The sequence below is a fragment of the Flexivirga sp. B27 genome (assembly GCF_052905685.1).
In genome coordinates this window covers 422,430-441,018 of the sequence record NZ_JBPYUM010000001.1, presented here as the reverse complement: position 1 = coordinate 441,018, position 18,589 = coordinate 422,430, and the positions used below count along the sequence as shown (strand labels likewise).

General features: G+C 68.0%; 18 protein-coding genes. 16 read left to right on the top strand and 2 right to left on the bottom strand.

Translation table 11 applies throughout. The features are described 5' to 3' along the window. The first annotated feature begins 5 nt into the window (after positions 1–5). From ACSZL9_RS02130 to ACSZL9_RS02105, 6 genes are all read left to right on the top strand, one after another. Positions 6–530: an RNA polymerase sigma factor gene (locus ACSZL9_RS02130; RefSeq protein WP_446663813.1), complete on the top strand. Its 525-nt coding sequence runs from the start codon at positions 6–8 to the stop codon at positions 528–530. Beyond that, positions 527–997 (top strand): hypothetical protein, encoded by a 471-nt coding sequence (locus tag ACSZL9_RS02125; RefSeq protein ID WP_446663812.1) that lies wholly within the window; start codon positions 527–529, stop codon positions 995–997. The genes ACSZL9_RS02130 and ACSZL9_RS02125 overlap by 4 nt, the downstream gene beginning before the upstream one ends. 70 nt (positions 998–1,067) lie before the next feature. Beyond that, positions 1,068–2,492 carry a sigma 54-interacting transcriptional regulator gene (locus tag ACSZL9_RS02120; protein ID WP_446663811.1) on the top strand — a complete coding sequence of 475 codons (1,425 nt, stop codon included), beginning with the start codon at positions 1,068–1,070 and terminating at the stop codon, positions 2,490–2,492. A 48-nt stretch (positions 2,493–2,540) separates the two neighbouring features. Continuing rightward, on the top strand, positions 2,541–3,680 hold the full coding sequence (locus ACSZL9_RS02115) for a YCF48-related protein (RefSeq protein ID WP_446663810.1): 1,140 nt from the start codon (positions 2,541–2,543) through the stop codon (positions 3,678–3,680). Between the two features lie 33 nt (positions 3,681–3,713). Next, positions 3,714–5,723, top strand: a complete 2,010-nt coding sequence (locus ACSZL9_RS02110; protein ID WP_446663809.1) for a vWA domain-containing protein — start codon at positions 3,714–3,716, stop codon at positions 5,721–5,723. A gap of 27 nt (positions 5,724–5,750) precedes the next feature. Continuing rightward, a complete protein-coding gene (locus ACSZL9_RS02105; protein WP_446663808.1) occupies positions 5,751–6,236 on the top strand; it encodes an SRPBCC family protein in 486 nt (161 codons plus the stop codon). 12 nt (positions 6,237–6,248) lie between these two features. Here the strand turns inward: ACSZL9_RS02105 and ACSZL9_RS02100 are convergent, their stop codons facing one another. Then, entirely contained in the window at positions 6,249–6,554 is a 306-nt protein-coding gene (locus ACSZL9_RS02100; RefSeq protein ID WP_446663807.1) for a hypothetical protein, read from the bottom strand. A gap of 177 nt (positions 6,555–6,731) precedes the next feature. Continuing rightward, positions 6,732–8,849: an MMPL family transporter gene (locus ACSZL9_RS02095; RefSeq protein ID WP_446663806.1), complete on the bottom strand. Its 2,118-nt coding sequence runs from the start codon at positions 8,847–8,849 to the stop codon at positions 6,732–6,734. Between the two features lie 195 nt (positions 8,850–9,044). Here ACSZL9_RS02095 and pdxT point away from each other — a divergent pair, with 195 nt between their 5' ends. The 10 genes from pdxT to ACSZL9_RS02045 all read left to right on the top strand — a co-directional run bounded on the left by pdxT (position 9,045) and on the right by ACSZL9_RS02045 (position 18,532). Then, complete coding sequence (gene pdxT / locus ACSZL9_RS02090) at positions 9,045–9,647, top strand: pyridoxal 5'-phosphate synthase glutaminase subunit PdxT (protein WP_446663805.1); 603 nt, start codon at positions 9,045–9,047, stop codon at positions 9,645–9,647. Between the two features lie 99 nt (positions 9,648–9,746). Next, positions 9,747–10,517 carry a YebC/PmpR family DNA-binding transcriptional regulator gene (locus ACSZL9_RS02085; protein ID WP_446663804.1) on the top strand — a complete coding sequence of 257 codons (771 nt, stop codon included), beginning with the start codon at positions 9,747–9,749 and terminating at the stop codon, positions 10,515–10,517. A gap of 4 nt (positions 10,518–10,521) precedes the next feature. After that, a complete protein-coding gene (locus ACSZL9_RS02080; RefSeq protein ID WP_446663803.1) occupies positions 10,522–11,937 on the top strand; it encodes a serine hydrolase domain-containing protein in 1,416 nt (471 codons plus the stop codon). A 118-nt stretch (positions 11,938–12,055) separates the two neighbouring features. Then, entirely contained in the window at positions 12,056–12,589 is a 534-nt protein-coding gene (gene ruvC, locus ACSZL9_RS02075; protein ID WP_446663802.1) for a crossover junction endodeoxyribonuclease RuvC, read from the top strand. Continuing rightward, positions 12,586–13,185: a Holliday junction branch migration protein RuvA gene (ruvA, locus tag ACSZL9_RS02070; RefSeq protein WP_446663801.1), complete on the top strand. Its 600-nt coding sequence runs from the start codon at positions 12,586–12,588 to the stop codon at positions 13,183–13,185. Before ruvC ends, ruvA begins: the two co-directional genes overlap by 4 nt. 8 nt (positions 13,186–13,193) lie before the next feature. Further along, positions 13,194–14,288, top strand: coding sequence for a Holliday junction branch migration DNA helicase RuvB (gene ruvB / locus ACSZL9_RS02065; RefSeq protein WP_446663800.1), 1,095 nt, complete (start codon positions 13,194–13,196; stop codon positions 14,286–14,288). A 179-nt stretch (positions 14,289–14,467) separates the two neighbouring features. Continuing rightward, positions 14,468–14,833, top strand: coding sequence for a preprotein translocase subunit YajC (gene yajC, locus ACSZL9_RS02060; RefSeq protein ID WP_446663799.1), 366 nt, complete (start codon positions 14,468–14,470; stop codon positions 14,831–14,833). After that, positions 14,834–16,840, top strand: coding sequence for a protein translocase subunit SecD (gene secD / locus ACSZL9_RS02055; protein ID WP_446663798.1), 2,007 nt, complete (start codon positions 14,834–14,836; stop codon positions 16,838–16,840). Then, positions 16,840–17,997, top strand: a complete 1,158-nt coding sequence (secF, locus tag ACSZL9_RS02050; protein ID WP_446663797.1) for a protein translocase subunit SecF — start codon at positions 16,840–16,842, stop codon at positions 17,995–17,997. Before secD ends, secF begins: the two co-directional genes overlap by 1 nt. Further along, on the top strand, positions 17,990–18,532 hold the full coding sequence (locus ACSZL9_RS02045) for an adenine phosphoribosyltransferase (RefSeq protein WP_446663796.1): 543 nt from the start codon (positions 17,990–17,992) through the stop codon (positions 18,530–18,532). The genes secF and ACSZL9_RS02045 overlap by 8 nt, the downstream gene beginning before the upstream one ends. Positions 18,533–18,589: the final 57 nt, after the last annotated feature.

Here is an 18,589-nt window from a genome sequence, read left to right as displayed (position 1 = left end):
GGATCATGAGTGATGCCAACCCGATCGAGGACGCGGCGAGCGATCTCGCCGACCTCGTGACGGCTGCGCAGGCCGGCAGCAGCATGGCGATGCAGGCGCTGCTCACCGAGCTCACGCCGTATGTCGGCAAGCTCTGCGGACCCATCGCGCTCGACGACGGGGCGGACGCCGCGCAGAACGCATTGATCACGGTGTTGCGCGACCTCCGCCGACTGCGGGAGCCCGCCGCGCTGCACGGTTGGGTGCGGACCATCGCGGTGCGCGAGGCCGTGCGGGTCGCGCGACGGGCCAGGCGGGACATTCCTGCGGAGTTGCCCGAGGTGCCTGCCGCGGGGGACCCGCAGCTCGCGGCGGACGTGCGGGATGTGTTGGACCGCCTGTCGCCCGAACACCGTGCGGTTCTCGTGCTGCGTGATCTGGAGGGGATGGACGAGTCCGAGGCGGCGCAGCTGCTCGCCATACCGACCGGCACGGTGAAGTCACGGCTGCACCGTGCACGGCGAAGCTTCCGGCAGGAGTGGGAACGATGAGCAATTCGTGGCCGACCGCTGACCTCGACCCGGCGCGGCGGTTGCAGATCATGGCCGCCGCCATCCCCGGCGCGATGGCCGGCGAGGTGCTCGTGCACCGCCCGATCGATGAGGTCTGGGCACGCGCGAGCGACCTGGAGACGGAGCTGCCACTGTTGGTGCACGACTTCCGCGAGGTCCGGGTCAGCGACCGCGTCGGCGACCGGCTCGTGGCACGAGCGCGCAGCCCGCTCGGGCTACGCGCGTGCTTCGATGTGGTGCTGCAACCGCACTGGTGCTGGTGCGAGAGCCGCTTCCTGCTGTGCGGGATGGCAGCGGCGCCGCAGGGAGACGACACCGTGTTCGCCTTCCTCGGCGGATTGCGGCTCCCGGGCGCTGCCGGGCTCGAGCGGGTCGCGTCGCGTCCGGCCGCCGCGCTGTTGCAGGGGACACTCGAACGGTTCGCGGCTCGCGCGGAGGCCACGTAGGCGGGGGGAATGTCAGCCGCATCCGGATACCCCCTCCGTTTTTGCTCGGAAAGGGCGTAGCGTTGCGGGTGTGACGGATTCGACTGCTTCGACCCCTGCACCCACCATCTCCACCGTCGGCGAACTCCGGGCGTCCGGACACCGACAGCGCAGCGTGCGCGAGGAGCTGCGCGACAACCTGCTCGCCGCGCTGGCGGCAGGCGAGGATCCGTGGCCCGGCATCCAGGGCTTCGAGTTCACGGTCATCCCGCAGCTGGAGCGTGCCCTGCTGGCCGGGCACGACGTCGTGTTGCTCGGCGAGCGCGGCCAGGGCAAGACCCGCGTGTTGCGTACTTTGGTCGGTCTGCTCGACGAGTGGACCCCTGTCATCGACGGCTCCGAGCTGGGGGAGCACCCCTTCGAGCCGATCACGCCCGCGTCGCGGCGTCGGGCGATCGAGCTCGGCGACGACCTGCCGGTCGCCTGGCGGCACCGCAGCGAGCGGTATGCCGAAAAGCTCGCAACCCCAGACACTTCCGTGGGTGACCTGGTCGGCGACATCGACCCGATGAAGGTCGCCGAAGGACGCAGCCTGGGTGACCCGGAGACGATCCACTTCGGACTCATCCCACGGTCCCACCGCGGCATCGTCGCCATCAACGAGCTGCCGGACCTGGCCGAACGCATCCAGGTCGCGATGCTCAACGTGATGGAGGAGCGCGACATCCAGGTCCGCGGATACACGCTGCGTCTGCCGCTGGACGTGCTCGTCGTGGCCAGCGCGAACCCGGAGGACTACACCAACCGCGGCCGGATCATCACGCCGCTGAAGGACCGTTTCGGTGCTCAGATCCGCACGCACTACCCGCTCGAGGTCGACGGTGAGATCGCCGTGATCGAGCAGGAGGCACAGTTGGTGGCGGCGGTTCCGGCATACCTGATCGAGATCCTTGCGCGTTTCACCCGCGCGCTGCGCGAGTCCAGTGCCGTCGACCAAAGGTCAGGAGTGTCAGCACGATTCGCGATCGCCGCGGCGGAGACGGTCGCGGCCGCGGCGCTGCACCGAGCCACCGTCCAGGGCGAGACTGAGGCCGTGGCACGGGTGGTCGACCTGGAGACGGCAGTCGACGTGCTCGCGGGCAAGGTCGAGTTCGAGTCCGGGCACGAGGGTCGCGAGGAGGCGATCCTGGAGCACCTGCTGCGCACTGCGACGGCGGAGACCGCCCGGGGTCGTCTGCGTGGCATCGACCTCGGGATGCTGGTGCGGGCCCTGGAGCAGGGCGGCCAGGTGACGACCGGGGAGCAGGTGAGCGCCGGGGCCATCCTCGACGCATTGCCGGTGCTCGGCGAGTCCGACCTCTACGACCAGATCGCCGACCGGCTGGACGCACACACGCCGGGTGAGCGAGCCGGCGCTGTCGAGCTCGCGCTGGAAGGTCTCTACCTGGCCAAGCAGGTCAGCAAGGACTCCGACGACGACGGCAATGCCGTCTATGGCGAGGGCGACTCGGAATGACAGTGCAGAACCACACTCTCGCCTCGTGCGCGGGCTAGCGTCTCGAAGATGTTCACTCACAACGCATCTCACCCATCCCGTCGACTCCTGCGCCTCGCCGGCCCGGTAGCGGCCGCCTGCGCGGCGACCGCGCTGGCGGTGCCTGCTGCTGTGGCGGCACCGGTTGGCACCACGTCGCAACCGCACGCCGGCTATTCGTGGAGCCCACGCCCCACAGGTGTGCAGGAGCAGTTCCGCGGTCTTGCGGCCGTCGACAAGCAGGTGGCCTGGGTCAGTGGCGAGAAGGGCAGCGTGCTGCGCACGACGGACGGTGGTCGGCACTGGCAGGACGTGTCGCCGAGCGCGGCGAAGGACGCCGGCCTCGCGCTGCGCGACATCGAGGCGTGGGACAGCAAGCATGCGGAGGCGCTGTCGATCGGTGAGGGCGATGACTCGCGGATCTTCCGCACGGACGACGGCGGGAAGACCTGGCAGCAGGTCTTCACCAACAGCGACCCCAAGGCGTTCTACGACTGTATGGCGTTCGACGTGCACGGGATCGGCCTGGCGATGAGTGACCCGGTGGACGGACACTTCCGGATCGCACGCACCGTGGACGGCGGTCGGTCCTGGACAGCGTTGCCCACCAAGGGAATGCCGCCGGCGCTGACGAACGAATTCGGCTTCGCAGCATCGGGCACCTGCCTGGTCACGGCACAGGATCAACGGGATGCTTCGTGGGGCGAATTCTGGTTCGCGACCGGCGGTGAGTCACCGCGGGTGTTCCACACTACGAATGCCGGCGCCACCTGGACCGCGGAGCGCGCGCCGGTGCGACCGGGTGACGCTGCGGGCATCTACAGCATCGCCTTCAAGAACTCCCGCTCCGGTGTTGCCGTGGGCGGCGACTACACCGCGCCGGACGACGGCAGCGACTCGGCGGCGGTCAAGCGAGGACGGTCATCCTGGAAGGCGAGCAACAGCTCGCTCGGCGGCTACCGGTCCGGCGTCGCCTACGTGCCCGGCCCGGGCAACGTCGTCGTCGCGGTCGGTCCGACCGGCAGCGACGTGAGTGTCAACGGTGGCCGCAACTGGTCGTCCTTCGACGACACGGCATACGACGGCATTCACTGTGCGACCGACGGCGCGTGCTGGGCGTCCGGTCCGGACGGCGTTGTCGCAACTCTCAAGACCCCGCAGTCGCATTGACCCTGGACGAAGTAGCCATGGAGGCGTATCTCGTTGGCACGTAAGCACACTCACCGTTCACGTTATGGCCGGTACGACGGCGGGCCGGACCCGCTGGCACCGCCGGTCGACCTGGCCGAGGCGCTCGACGCCATCGGCGAGGACGTCATGGCCGGCTACAGCCCGGAGCACGCGATGCGGGAGTTCCTGCGCCGCGGTGGGCGGCAACAGCGTGGCCTGGACGATCTCGCTCGGCAGGTGGCGGAGAAGCGCGGGGAGCTGCTGGCCAAGCACAACCTGGACGGGACATTCGGTGAGATCAAGCAGCTGCTCGACGACGCCGTGCTGTCCGAGCGCAAGCAACTCGCCCGTGACCTGGACGACGACGCGCGGTTCGCGGAGATGCGCATCGAGAATCTCCCGCCGTCGACCGCCGCGGCGGTCAACGAGTTGGCCGACTACCCGTGGCGCAGCGGGGAGGCTCGCGAGAAGTACGAGCAGATCAAGGACCTGCTCGGCCGGGAGATGCTGGACCAGCGGTTCGCCGGCATGAAGCAGGCGCTGGAGGATGCCACCGACGAGGACCGCGAGCAGATCAGCGAGATGCTGCGCGACCTGAATGACCTGCTCGAGGCGCACGCGCGCGGCGAGGACACCGACCAGCAGTTCGCCGATTTCATGGCCAAGCACGGCGACTTCTTCCCGGAGAACCCGCAGAACATCGAGGAGCTGCTGGACTCACTCGCGCAGCGGGCTGCCGCCGCGCAACGCATGCTCAACTCGATGACGCAGGAGCAGCGCGACGAGCTGATGCAGTTGTCCCAGCAGGCATTCGGCTCACCCGAGCTGATGCAGCAGCTGGCACAGCTGGACGCCAACCTGCAGGGGCTGCGACCGGGGGAGGACTGGTCCGGCTCGGAGGAGTTCGGTGGGCAGCAGGGCATGGGGCTGGGTGACGGCACCGGCGTCATACAGGATCTGGCGCAGCTGGACGAGCTGTCCGAGCAGTTGTCGCAGCAGTATGCCGGCGCCCAGATGGACGATCTCGATCTCGACGCGCTGGCCAAGCAGCTCGGCAACGAGGCAGCGGCGTCGGCCCGGACCCTTGCTGAGCTGGAGCAGGCGCTTCGCGAACGCGGTTATCTGACAAAGAATTCCAGCGGCGAGCTGAAGCTGTCGCCGCGTGCGATGCGTGAGCTCGGTCGCACCTTGTTGAAGGATGTCGCGACGCGGCTCAACGGTCGTTCCGGGTCTCGCGACGCACGTCGGGCGGGTATGGCGGGGGAGCCGACCGGCGCCAGCCGCGAGTGGCAGTTCGGCGACACCGAGCCGTGGGACGTGACGCGGACGCTGACGAATGCCGCGCTGCGTCGTGCGGGCGGTGACGACGACCGGTTGCTGACGATCTCCGACGTCGAGGTGCAGGAGACCGAGGCGCGCACGCAGGCGGCTGTCGCTCTGCTGGTCGACACGTCGTTCTCGATGGCGATGGACGGCCGCTGGGTGCCGATGAAGCGCACGGCTCTCGCGCTGCACCACCTGATCCAGACCCGGTTCCGTGGGGATTCGTTGCAGCTCATCGGTTTCGGCCGGCATGCGCAGACCATGGACATCGACACGCTGACCGCGCTGTCGGCCGAGTGGGACAAGGGCACCAACCTGCACCACGCGCTGATGCTGGCCAACCAGCATTTCCGCCGGCACCCCAACGCGCAACCGGTGCTGCTGATCGTCACCGACGGCGAGCCGACCGCACACCTGGAGCCGGACGGCGAGGCGTGGTTCAGCTATCCGCCGCATCCGTTGACGATCGCCTACAGCGTGCGTGAGCTGGACACCGCGACGCGACTCGGCGCGCAGACGACCATCTTCCGGTTGGGCGAGGACCCCGGGCTGGCACGCTTCGTCGATCAATTGGCCAAGCGCGCCGACGGTCGTGTCGTGGCACCCGAGTTGGACGACCTGGGCGCAGCCGTCGTCGGCGGCTACCTCGGTGGCCGCGGCGGTGGCCCGACGTATGGCGACCTCGGTGGGTTCGGCTGGCGTGGCAACTGGGTCGGCTGACCTCCGCACGTTCTCTACACTCGCGGCATGCCACAGGTGAGTGCCGAGGTGTGGGTGCCGGTCGACGTCGACACGGCGTTCGCGGTGAGTCAGACCACGGGGGAGGTGCGGCTGCGCTGGGACCCGTTCATCCGGTCGCAACGGCTGATGGATGCGGAGCGCCCCGGGGTCGGTGTGCACACGCTGACCAGGGCACGCGTCGGCCCGAAGATGGTCAGCCGGTACGTCTCCTACCGCCCGCCGAAGAGCGTTGGCATGACGATGGAGACCGGCCCGTGGTTCTTCGAAACCTTCGGCGGCGGCTGGCGATTCGTCGCTGCCGAGCAGGACGGTGTCGGTGGGACGACCGCGCGCTGGAAGTACACCTACTCGGTCAAGCCCGGCTGGCTGCGCCCGATCGCCGAGCCCATCGGCCAGTGGCTGCTCGGCCGCGAGATCCGGGCGCGCATCGCGGCATACGCGAAGGCCTGCGTCGATCCCGACGTGGTCGCAGCGATCGGTGACGCGAGCTGACGGCGGCGTCCGTCAGCGGATGCGTCCGTCGCGGTAGTCGCGCACCACGGTGTCGACCACCTTCTTCGCATCCCGGAGCCCGGCACCGGATTCCTGGCGATACTGCTTGATCGCGTGGATCTCCTTGCCCTGCCGGACGAATCCCATCACGCTCTCCGAGACCGGACCACCGGACATCGTCGGCGGCGGGACATCCGGGTTGATCGGCGGCTGGGTCCACATCGGCGAGGTGTAGGGACCCTGCTGGCCGAGCAGCGCGTAGAGGCGGTCGATGTGCTGCTCCAGCGCGGCGATCCTGACTGCGGTGTCATCGTCCATACGAACCATCAGACCGCCCGTCGGTCGTGTCTGCAGGTTGCGCCGGCCTGCAGGCAGTGTGCTTCACCGCACTTCATGCTGGTCCTACATGCCGTCGCTGCACGGGCTGGAGTCAAGCACCAGCAGGACGTGCGCCCCACCGCACATCCTGCTGGTCCTAACTCGTCGGGACCGGCGTCATACGCGGGCGGCAGCGTCTCGTTCCGCGTCGGCCTCGATCTGCCGGGCCGACGCGTCCGGCACCAGCCGCAGCTTGCCGGGCCACCAGATCTTCGGGCCGATGTCGAGCGTCAGTGCGGTGACCAGCACGGCGCGCACGATGATCGTGTCCAGGAGTACGCCGAGTGCCACCGCGAAGCCGATCTCGGCGAACGCCACCAGCGGCAGCGTCCCGAGAACCGCGAACGTGGACGCGAGCACCAGTCCGGCGGAGGTGATGACACCACCCGTCGCTGACAACCCGACGATCGCGCCGCGTCGGGTGCCGTGTTGGCGTGCTTCCTCGCGCACCCGGGTCATCAGGAAGATGTTGTAGTCGATGCCGAGCGCCACCAGGAAGACGAAGACGAACAGCGGCAGGGACGGGTCGGTGCCGGCGAAATCGAAGACGTAGTGGAACACCAGCGACGACAGTCCGAGTGCCGCGCCGAACGACACGATCACCGTCAGGATCAGCAGCACCGGGGCGACGATCGCCCGGAGCAGGATCGCGAGGATGACCAGCACGACCAACAAGGTCAGCGGGATGATCACCCGGCTGTCGTGATCGGTGGCTTGCTGCACGTCATACGTCACTGCGGTGGTGCCGCCGACCAGCCCATGCGAGTCGGGTATGCCGTGCACGATCCCCCGGATCTTCTTGACCTGGTCGAATGCGTTGCCGCTGTAAGGATCTCCCGACACGGAGGTCTGCAGCAAGGTGCGATCTCCACGCACGATCGGCTTCGCCGCGGGTGCGAAACCTGCCGACGAGAGCGCCTTGCCGGTCCGGGTCGAACCGGCCGTGTCGACGACGACGTAGACCGGGTCGGACGAGTTGGTGCGGTAGTGGTCCTGGAGGAGCTTGGTCGCGGTCACCGAATCCGGATTGCCGGTGAAGCTCTGGGTGCTCGACAGGCTGTGCGAGTTCAGCTGGGTCAGCCCGAGCGAGCACAACAGCAGGAGGCCGACCGTCACCAGCCACACCGCGCGCGGCCGTGGGCGGATGAAGCCGCCGACTTTCGCCCACAGGCCGCTCTGAGTCGGCTCAGGGCTGCCGTAGGTGGGGCGACGAGGCCAGAAGACCCAGCGTCCGACGGTCACCAGCAACGCAGGCAGGAGCGTCAGCATGGCCAGCAGCGCGAAGACGATGCCCAGCGCCGCAACGGGGCCGAGCCCCTTGGTGGAGTTCATCTCGGCGGCCAGCAGGCAGAGCATGCCCAGGATCACCGTGCTGCCGCTGGCGATGATCGCCGGACCCGATCGATGCAGCGCGAATGCCATTGCCTCGTGGCGGTCCTCGTGCCTGCGCAGCTCCTCCCGATAGCGAGCGACCAGCAACAACGCGTAGTCGGTCCCGGCACCGATCACCAGCACGGTGAGGATGCCGTAGCTCTGGCCGTTGACGGTCAGCCCGGTGTGGTCCACCAGCAGGTAGATGAATGCCTGCGCGGCGGTGAGCGCCACGCCCGCGCTGAGGATCGGCAGCACCCACAGCACCGGGCTGCGATAGGTGAGCAGCAGGATCAGGATCACCACGCCGAGGGTGCCGAACAACAGCGTGCCGTCGATGCCGGCGAACGCGTCCGCCTGGTCGGCGCCGAAACCGACCGGGCCGCCGAGGTGCACGCTCATCCCGTTCGCGCCGTCCGTCGCGGTCGCGCGGATCTTCTTCGCGGTGGTCGGCAGATCGTTCCAACCGCTCTTCGGGTCGACGTGCAGGGGGACGAGTGTCTGCAGCGTCGTGCCGTCCTTGGACGGGATCGGACCCATGATCGGACCGCCCAGGTGCGGCGTCTGTTTCTTGTATGTCGCAACGTCGGCCTTCGCCTTGGCCCGGTCGGCCGCGGTCAGGCCGTTGTCGCGGTGATAGACCACGATCGCCGGCATGCTGTTGCGGTCGACGAACGTCCCGAGTTCGTCGTAAACCTTGGTCGACTCCGCACTGGCCGGCAGCCATGACGACGTCTGGTTGTCCTGCGCGCCGGACAACTTGCCGGCGAGTGGGCCGAGCGCGATCAGCGCTACGACCCAGATGACGAGTACTGCGTATTTGCTGCGGCGACCACACACCAGTGCCGCGAAACGACGATCCATCCGATGACCCCTCCGGAATGTTGGCTTCGCGGCAGATACTTAGCTTCCCTCACTGTCGCGATATATCGTGATTTTACGGGAAGTCGGGTGCGTTGCGCAGGAATTTTTTTCCGAAGCCGATGCGTAGAACTGCGATATTTCTCTTGCGCCCGATGTGCGGCCGGGCGGCTCGGGTGCGTGTGGGACGCTTGCGCAGTGAATTCACTCATCGGTGTGCTGGCGGTGCAGGGGGATGTCCGCGAGCACGCACGCTCCCTCGAATCCCTTGGAGCAGCAACACGGTTGGTACGTCGTCCGGAGGAGCTCGACGGTCTCGACGGCATTGTGCTGCCCGGCGGCGAGTCCACCACCATGGACAAGCTGCTCCGGGCGTTCGACCTGCGGGACCCGCTACGCGAGCGTCTGCAGGCCGGGCTCCCGGCATACGGCTCGTGCGCGGGAATGATCCTGCTGGCCGACCGCGTCCTCGACGCGACGCCCGACCAGCAGACGCTCGGTGGGTTGGACGTGACCGTCCGGCGCAATGCGTTCGGTCGGCAGGTCGACTCCTTCGAGGACGATCTGGAGATGCCGCTGGTGCTGGGGGAGGAGCACGAGCCGGTGCGCGCGGTCTTCATCCGCGCGCCGTGGGTGGAGGCGGTCGGTCCGCAGGTGCAGGTGCTCGGCACGGTGACGACCGGTCCGGCCGCGGGCCGCATCGTCGCGGTGCGGCAGGGCAGCCTGCTGGCGACGTCGTTCCACCCGGAGGTGACCGGGGACCACCGCATCCATGAGTACTTCCTGGGTATGACGAAGTAGCGCCGGGTCTCGATACGCTCCTTCGTCGCTACCCGACCAGCGGCGGGTTATAACATCGTCGGTCGAGGCTTCAGCACGTTCGAATCAGAAGAGGGATGTATGAGCGGTCACTCCAAGTGGGCGACAACCAAGCACAAGAAGGCTGCGATCGATGCCAAGCGCGGCAAGCTGTTCGCCAAGCTGATCAAGAACATCGAGGTCGCGGCTCGCTCCGGTGGTGGTGACCCGGCGGGCAACCCGACGCTGTTCGACGCCATCCAGAAGGCGAAGAAGTCCAGTGTCCCAAACGACAACATCGACCGCGCCGTCAAGCGCGGCTCGGGCGCGGAGGCCGGCGGCGCCGACTACCTCGCGCTGACCTACGAGGGCTACGCGCCCGGTGGCGTCGCCCTGTTGATCGAGTGCCTCACCGACAACAAGAACCGCGCTGTCGCGGAGGTGCGCACCGCGCTGTCGAAGAACGGCGGCTCGATGGGGGAGTCCGGCTCTGTCGCGTTCCTCTTCAACCGCAAGGGTGTCGTGATCGTGCCCAAGAAGCAGCCGGAGGGCGAAGCGACCGAGGACAGCCTGCTGGAGGTCGTGCTCGACTCCGGAGCCGAAGAGGTCAACGACCTCGGCGAGTCCTTCGAGATCGTCTCGGAGGCAACGGATCTGGTCGCCGTGCGCGAGTCCCTGCAGGGTGCCGGCATCGACTACGACTCCGCCGACTCGTCGTGGTTGCCGACCACCGAGGTCCCGCTCGACAAGGACGGCGCCAAGAAGATGTTCCGCATCATCGAGGCGCTCGAGGACAGCGACGACGTCCAGAACGTCTACGCCAACGGCGACGTCCCCGACGACGTGCTCGCGGAGCTCGAAGCCGAGGACTGATCGGGTGACCGCGACCGCCCTGCGCAGGAGCACGCCGAGCGATGCCGGTGTCGATGCCGCGGCGGTCACGGGATTCCTGGACGCACTGACCGGTGCCGGCATCGAGGCGCACAGCCTCATGCTGCTGCGGCACGGTGCGGTGGTCGCGGAGGCGCATTGGGCGCCATACGAAGCGGGGCAGGTCAACCTGCTCTACTCGCTGAGCAAGAGCTTCACCAGTGTCGCGGCCGGGATCGCAATGGGGGAGAAGCGTTTTCAGCTCGACGACCGGATCGTCGACCTGGTCCCCGAGCTCGTGCCCGACGATGTCGCCGACACCTGGCGCCGTGTCACCGTCCGCGATTGTCTGCGCATGGCGACCGGGCATCTCGACGACCCGGAGGTGCACCCGGGCGAAGGTGACGTGCTGGCGGCCTTCCTGCGACTGCCGCCGGAAAGCGAGCCCGGCAGCGTCTTCACCTACAACCAGCTGGCGACCTACACGATCGCGCGGCTGGTCGAGTCCAGCATCGGACTGCGCTTGCTGGACTACCTGCGGCAACGACTGTTCGAACCGATCGGCATCGGTCCTGCTGCCTGGCTCACGGACGGCCACGGGCACGACTTCGGCTTCTCCGGACTGCACGTGTCGACGGACGCCATCGCCCGACTGGGTCAGCTGCTGCTGCAGCGCGGCCGGTGGGATGCCCGACAGTTGGTCCCCGCGGACTGGGTGGAGCTCGCCACCTCACCGCAGATGCCGAACGACGGAGCGCACCGCAAGCCGGGTGTCGAGGAGCCGACCTTCGACTGGGGCCATGGCTATGGCTTCCAGTTCTGGATGTGCCGCAACGGTTTTCGCGGTGATGGGGCTTACGGACAGTTCTGCGTCGTACTGCCGGAGCAGGACGCCGTCCTCGCGATGACCGCCGAGACGACCGAGATGCAGACCGTGCTGGATGCCGTATGGGAGCACCTGCTGCCGGGCCTTTCCGGTGCCGGTTCAGGATCCGGGGATGCTGTCCTGGCCGACCGACTGGCAGCTCCGACGATCGCGCCGCCTCCGGACGATGCCGGCGGAGCTGGCACGGAATCTCTCCGGCGCACGGGTGGCGACGCAGCGCCGTCCATCGACAGCGTGCAGGTCGAGGCCGACGGCGAGCATTGGGTCGCCGTGCTCAGCTCAGGCCAGCGGTCCTGGCGCCTACCGATAGGTCGGGGCACATGGCTCGCCGGCGTCTGGGACGGCGACCCGGGACTGCCCTTCCGCTGCGCCGGCGGGTGGCTCGACGGGGTTTTCCGGGCGGAGTTGCGGATGATCCGGACGCCGCACGTCATACAGCTCGTCGTCGATCCGGCACGGCATACGGTCGAGATGCGCTGGCGGCAGCCGCCGTTGCACGGACTCGAGCCGGCCGACCACAGCATCTCGGCGCCATGACGCTGGCAGCCCGGCCCGACGCGCCGCCCGCGCCTTCACGGGTATGACGGGACTCCCGCCTAAGCTGACGGGGGACCGAACATATGTCGGACCCCCGTCCCGAAGGAGCTGCCCAGCTGTGCGAGTGCTCGGAGTCGACCCCGGCCTGACCCGTTGTGGTCTCGGTGTGGTCGAAGGAGGCATCGGACAGCCGGTGCGGATGATCGCGGTCGGCGTCGTGCGCACGCCGGTGACCGATGATCCGGCCGAGCGACTGCTCAGCCTGCAGACCGAGATCGACGAGTGGATGGAGCATCACCAGCCCGACTCGGTCGCGGTCGAGCGGGTCTTCGCCAAAGCCAACATCAAGGGGATCATGGGCACGGCGCAGGCGTCCGCCATACCGATGCTGGCCGCGGCGCGCCGCGGACTGCCGCTCGCCCTGCACACCCCGAGTGAGGTCAAGGCCGCCGTCACCGGCAACGGCCGCGCCGACAAGGCCCAGGTCACCTCGATGGTCACCCGCATCCTGCGGCTGGACACCGCGCCCAAACCCGCTGACGCCGCGGACGCACTGGCCATCGCCATCTGTCACGTATGGCGCGGCGGCGCTCAGGACCGCATTGCGGCAGCTGTCGCCAAGCAGCGCGCCGCGACGGGAGCGCGCGGATGATCGCCAGCCTGCACGGGACCGTCCAACATGTCGGGCTCGACCAGGTGGTGGTCGAGGTCGGGGGAGTGGGGCTGCTGACGCACACGACGCCCGGCACCGCAGCGGCGCTGCGGATCGGCGGGTCGGCGACGCTGTCGACCACGCTCGTCGTGCGCGAGGATGCGCTGACGCTCTACGGCTTCGGCACCGCGGACGAGCGAGATCTCTTTGAGCTGGTGCAGACAGTCAGCGGCGTCGGACCGCGAATTGCCTTGGCAATGCTGGCCGTTGCGAGCCCTGACCAGATTCGTGCGGCGATCGCCGGTGGCGACGTTGCAGCCCTGGTCAAGACGCCGGGCATCGGCAAGAAGGGTGCCGAACGCATCGTGCTGGAGCTGAAGGACAAGGTCGGACCGCTGGTCGCCGCAGATGCTGCGGACACCGCGCCCGCACCGACCGGCACCGGCCACGGGCAGGTCAGCGAGGCACTCATCGGACTCGGTTGGTCGGCCAAGCAGGCCGATGACGCCGTCGCGAAGGTCACCGCCGCTGACCCGTCGCTCACCGAGGTGTCCGACCTGTTGCGGGCCGCGCTGCGGCAGCTGGGTCCGTCATGATGGAGGAGATGGAGCAGCGAGAAGACGACGGGTCATGGGACGCAACCTCGCGGATCGTGGACCCCGGCGGCGATGAGGAGGAGCGCCGGATCGAGGTCGCGCTCCGTCCCAAGCGACTGGCCGACTTCCCCGGTCAGCCGCGCGTGCGCGACCAACTCGGTCTGCTGCTGGAGGCGGCTCGCCGTCGGCAGCGTCCGCCCGACCACGTGTTGCTCTCCGGGCCGCCCGGACTGGGCAAGACATCGCTGGCGATGATCATTGCGGCCGAGCTGGAGCAGCCGATCCGGATCACCAGCGGTCCCGCGATCCAGCACGCCGGTGACCTGGCCGCCATCCTGTCCTCGCTTGCCGAGGGAGAGGTGCTCTTCGTCGACGAGATCCATCGGATGGCCCGCCCCGCGGAGGAGATGCTCTACCTGGCGATGGAGGACTTCCGCGTCGACGTGGTCGTGGGCAAGGGGCCGGGCGCGACCGCCATACCGCTGGAACTGCCGCCGTTCACCGTCGTTGGTGCCACCACGCGCGCCGGGCTGCTGCCCGCGCCGCTGCGCGACCGATTCGGCTTCACCGGGCACCTGGACTTCTACACCGCGGACGACCTGGCCGCGATCCTGACGCGCAACGCGACACTGCTCGGGATCGACTCCACCGAGCAGGGCATCGCCGAGATCGCCGGTCGGTCCCGTGGCACCCCTCGCATCGCCAACCGGTTGCTGCGTCGCGTGCGCGACTATGCACAGGTGCACGGGGCCGGCGTGCTCGACTTGACCGCGGCCCGCGCCGCGCTCGAGTTGTTCGACGTCGACCGCAGCGGCCTGGACCGGCTGGACCGCGCCGTGCTCGAAGCGTTGTGCAAGCGGTTCGCCGGCGGACCGGTCGGCCTGTCGACCCTCGCTGTAGCCGTCGGAGAGGAGCCGGACACCGTCGAGACGGTCGCCGAGCCCTACCTGGTGCGGGAGGGTTATCTGGTGCGCACCCCGCGCGGTCGTGCGGCGGCTCAGCTCGCGTGGGACCATCTCGGACTCACCGCGCCGCCCACGGCGACCGGCGGCGCCATACCCTTGCCTTTGGGCGATGACGGCGGGGGCCGATTCACCGACTGATTTGCACAAGGACGGCGTGGGCCGATTCACTGATCGATAGCGACACGCTCGGAACCCGGACACGGGGTGACGACGTTGCTCACTTAGACTCTCCCGTCGGCCGCCTTCCGCGCGCGACGACCGTGTCTGACGACAACCATCTCAAGGACTGACTTTTCGATGTATGCACAGGAGCTGTCATGGGCTCTCTGATCATTCTGGTGCCGTTGTTGCTGCTCGCGTGGCTCTTCTGGACCCAACGCAGGCGTCAGCAGCAGATGCGTGATGCGCAGGCACAGATCGCGGTCGGTGACGAGATCAGCACCACGTCCGGGCTGCTGGGCACCCTGGTGGAGCTCAACGACGAGGAGGGCACCGTCGAGGTGTCACCCGGTGTGCGGATGCGCTTCGTCCGCCGCGCCATCGTGCCGCGCAGCCAGGTGGGCGCCCCGAGCGAGTCGTCTCGCACAGAGCAGTCCGAGACGAGTGAGCAGTCCGAGACGACCGAGTCCGTCGATCTGAACAAGCACGACGAAGGCACCACTCCCGAGACGAAGGCCGAATAGGTGGCAACCCGCGTACGCCGATCCAACCCGGGCAAACCCCGGCGGATCCTGACCATCCTGCTGCTACTGGTCGTTGCGGTCTATGCCGGCATCGCCGGCACCGTCGCCTGGGGCTCGCCCAAGGGACAGTGGACGCCGCTGCTCGGCCTCGACCTCGAGGGCGGCCGGCAGATCGTCCTGGAGCCCATCGTCGGCAAGGACCAGCAGGTCAACGCCGGCCAGGTCAACCAGGCCGTGCAGATCATCCGCAACCGCGTCAACGGCAACGGTGTCTCCGAAGCTCAAGTGGCCACGATCAACAAGTCGCTGATCCAGGTGTCGCTCCCGGGCAACCCGAGCGAGCAGACGCTGAAGTCACTGTCCCAGTCCTCGCAGCTGCGATTCCGGGCGGTGATCCAGGCCCAGAACATCCCGGCCGCCGCGCCGAAGGCTCCGACATCGAAGTCGGGCTCGGACTCCAAATCCAGCTCCAAGTCCAGTCCCGCGTCGAGCTCGAAGTCCAGCCCCACCTCCAGTGCGTCGCCGAGCTCGAAGTCGAGCCCCACCTCCAGCGCGTCGCCGAGCACCACGAAGTCCGGCGCCAACGACCTGCTGCCGCAGGCATTCCTGAGCGACACCAAGACGCCGTCCCCGACGTCCACGGGCAGTGCCACCTCGAAGGCCTCCAAGAAGGCCACGCCCTCGGACAAGGCCACGCCGGCGCCCACCCAGACGGAGCCGCAACGCCAGCTGCCGGGTGCACGCCCGGCTCCCTCATCGGCCAGCGACACCAACTGGGGCAGCATGCCGGTCGACCAGATCTGGGTCGACAACAAGATGGCCACGGCGGGGGAGACCTACTCCGAGCTCTTCGCGGCATACCCGTGCACCAAGGCACAACACACCACGGGTCCGTCCGCGACAGAGTGGCGCGAGATCTCCGCGCAGGCGCCGAAGGACCAGCCGACCGTCAGCTGTGACGAGAAGCAGAAGTACCTGCTCGGCCCGGCCGAAGTGACCGGCACCGACGTCACCGACGCGACCTGGGGCAACCAGACCAACCAGCAAGGCATCGCGACCAACACCATCGCGGTCAACCTGACGTTCAACGACAAGGGCAAGAAGGCCTTCGCCGACGTCACCAAGCGGTTGATGCAGTATCAGGGCACCGACCAGAACCGCTTCGCGATCACCATGGACGGTCGAGTCATCTCCGCGCCGACGACCAATTCGCCGATCACCGACGGCCACGCCGAGATCAGCGGAAACTTCACCGAGTCCAGCGCCAAGACGCTCGCCAACCAACTGAAGTTCGGTGCGTTGCCCTTCTCCTTCAAGGAGCTGACCTCCAACCAGGTCAGCCCCGAGGTCGGGACCGACCAGCTGCAGAAGGGCATCATCGCCGGTCTGATCGGCCTGCTGCTCGTGGTGATCTACTCGCTGTTGCAGTACCGCGCACTCGGCTTCGTCACGGTCGCCTCGCTGATCGTCGCGGGCTTCCTGAGCTACGGCCTGGTCACCCTGCTCGGCTTCACCAGTGGCTTCCGACTCACCATGGCCGGCGTGACCGGTCTGATCGTCTCGATCGGTATCACCGCCGACAGCTTCATCGTCTACTTCGAGCGGGTGAGAGATGAAGTCAGATCCGGGCGGCCCCTGCGGGCCGCTGTGGAGACCGGCTGGGCGCGTGCCCGTCGGACGATCATCATCTCCGACATGGTCAACTTCCTGGCCTCGGCAGTGCTCTACGTGCTCAGTGAGGACAACGTCAAGGCCTTCGCGTTCACGCTCGGGTTGTCGACCCTGGTCGACATCGCGGTCGTGATGATGTTCACCCACCCGCTGCTGACGATCCTGGCGCGCACCAAGTTCTTCGGCAACGGCCACAAGTGGTCCGGGTTCGATCCGGAGCGCCTGGGTGCTGCGGGAGTCACGTATGCCGGCCGCGGTCGCGTCACCATCGCGGACCGCAAGGCCGCGGCGGGCTCCACGGCGAGTTCTGCCACGGTCGAAGGAGGACGAGCCTGATGGCCAGCTTCGCGCAGTTCGGCAACGACCTGTTCACCGGTCGCCGACAGATCAACTTCATCGAGCGCCGGAGGACCTGGTACCTCGTCACCGGTGTCCTGCTGATCGTTGCGGCGATCGGGCTCTTCGGTCGCGGGCTGAACTTCAGCCTCGAGTTCGAGGGCGGCTCACAGGTCGCGGTGTCGAACATCAAGAACATCTCCAACTTCGACCAGCGGGCGCACGACGCCGTGAAGTCCGCGGTCGGGTCGGCAGACAACCTGCAGGTCACCAAGGCCGGCCCGAGCACCCTCAAGATCGAGTCCAAGAAGCTCGGCGACGGCACCTCGACGGCCACCAACAAGGTGGCAGATTCGTTGGCCAAGGAGTTCAACGTCAAGCAGAAGTCGGTGGACACCCAGTTCATCGGCCCCTCGTGGGGATCCTCGGTCACTCACAAGGCGATCCAGGCGTTGATCGTCTTCCTGCTGCTGCTGGCGATCCTGCTGTCGGTCTACTTCCGCACCTGGACGATGGCCGCCGCAGCGCTGGTCGCGCTGCTGCACGACCTGTTCTTCACCGTCGGCATCTACGCGCTGACCGGCATCGAGATCTCGCCCGCAACGATGATCGGCTTCCTGACCATCCTCGGCTACTCGATCTACGACACGGTCGTTGTCTTCGACAAGGTGCGCGAAAACACCGACGAGGCGGCCCGCGACGGCAACCGCACCTACGCGCAGGCAGCCAACTACGCCGTCAACCAGACCCTGGTGCGCTCGATCAACACCTCGGTCGTGGCGCTGCTGCCGATCACCGCGATCATGGTCATCGGCATCTTCCTGCTGGGCCCGGGCACGCTGCTCGACCTGGCGGTGGCGCTGTTCTTCGGCATCGCCGTCGGCACCTACTCCTCGATCTTCATCGCAACCCCGTTGCTGACCTCGCTGCGGCACCGGGAGGCGGGGATCCAGGAGTTGGACCGTCGGGCGCTGGCCTATCAGACCAGCCAGGCGAGTGTGCTGGCTCGGACCGGCAGCGGTGGGGTGCACACTCCCGGCGAGAGCGCGTCGGGTGTGATCGAGCCGGAGCGTGCCAAGGCGGCGCGGGCGGCAGCAGCCACGAAGGTCCGCAAGCGCGAGATCCACCCGCTGGCCAAGCGCGACGACGATGCCTGAGCAGGGCGCCGCCGAGCGGATCGCGCAGGTGCTGGCCTCGCGTACCCGTGAGGTGCCCGACTTCCCCAAGCCGGGCGTGCTGTTCAAGGACCTCACACCGCTCTTCCGGGACCCGGAGGCGTTCGGTGTCGTGCTGGACGACATCGCCGGGCGCTGGGCCGGCAAGGTCGACGTCGTCGCCGGTGTCGAAGCTCGCGGCTTCATCCTCGGTGCGCCCCTGGCACTGCGAATGGGCCTGGGATTCGTGCCGATTCGCAAGGCCGGCAAGCTGCCGGGCGAGACCCACACGCGGTCCTACGACCTGGAATACGGCACGGCGACCATCGAAGTCACCACCGACGCCTTCGCAGCAGGGCATCGCGTGTTGCTGGTGGACGACGTGCTGGCGACGGGTGGCACCGCCGCTGCCGCCTGCGAGCTCATCGAGGGCGCCGGCGCCGAGGTCATGGGACTGGAGATGCTGCTCGAGCTCAGTTTCCTGCAGGGCCGCGACAAGTTGCCCGGACGCGACGTGCGCGCGATCCTCATCGACTGAGCCTGCTCGTTGACCCGGCCGACTGATCCCTCGCGGACCACCTCGGGTGCCGGACCG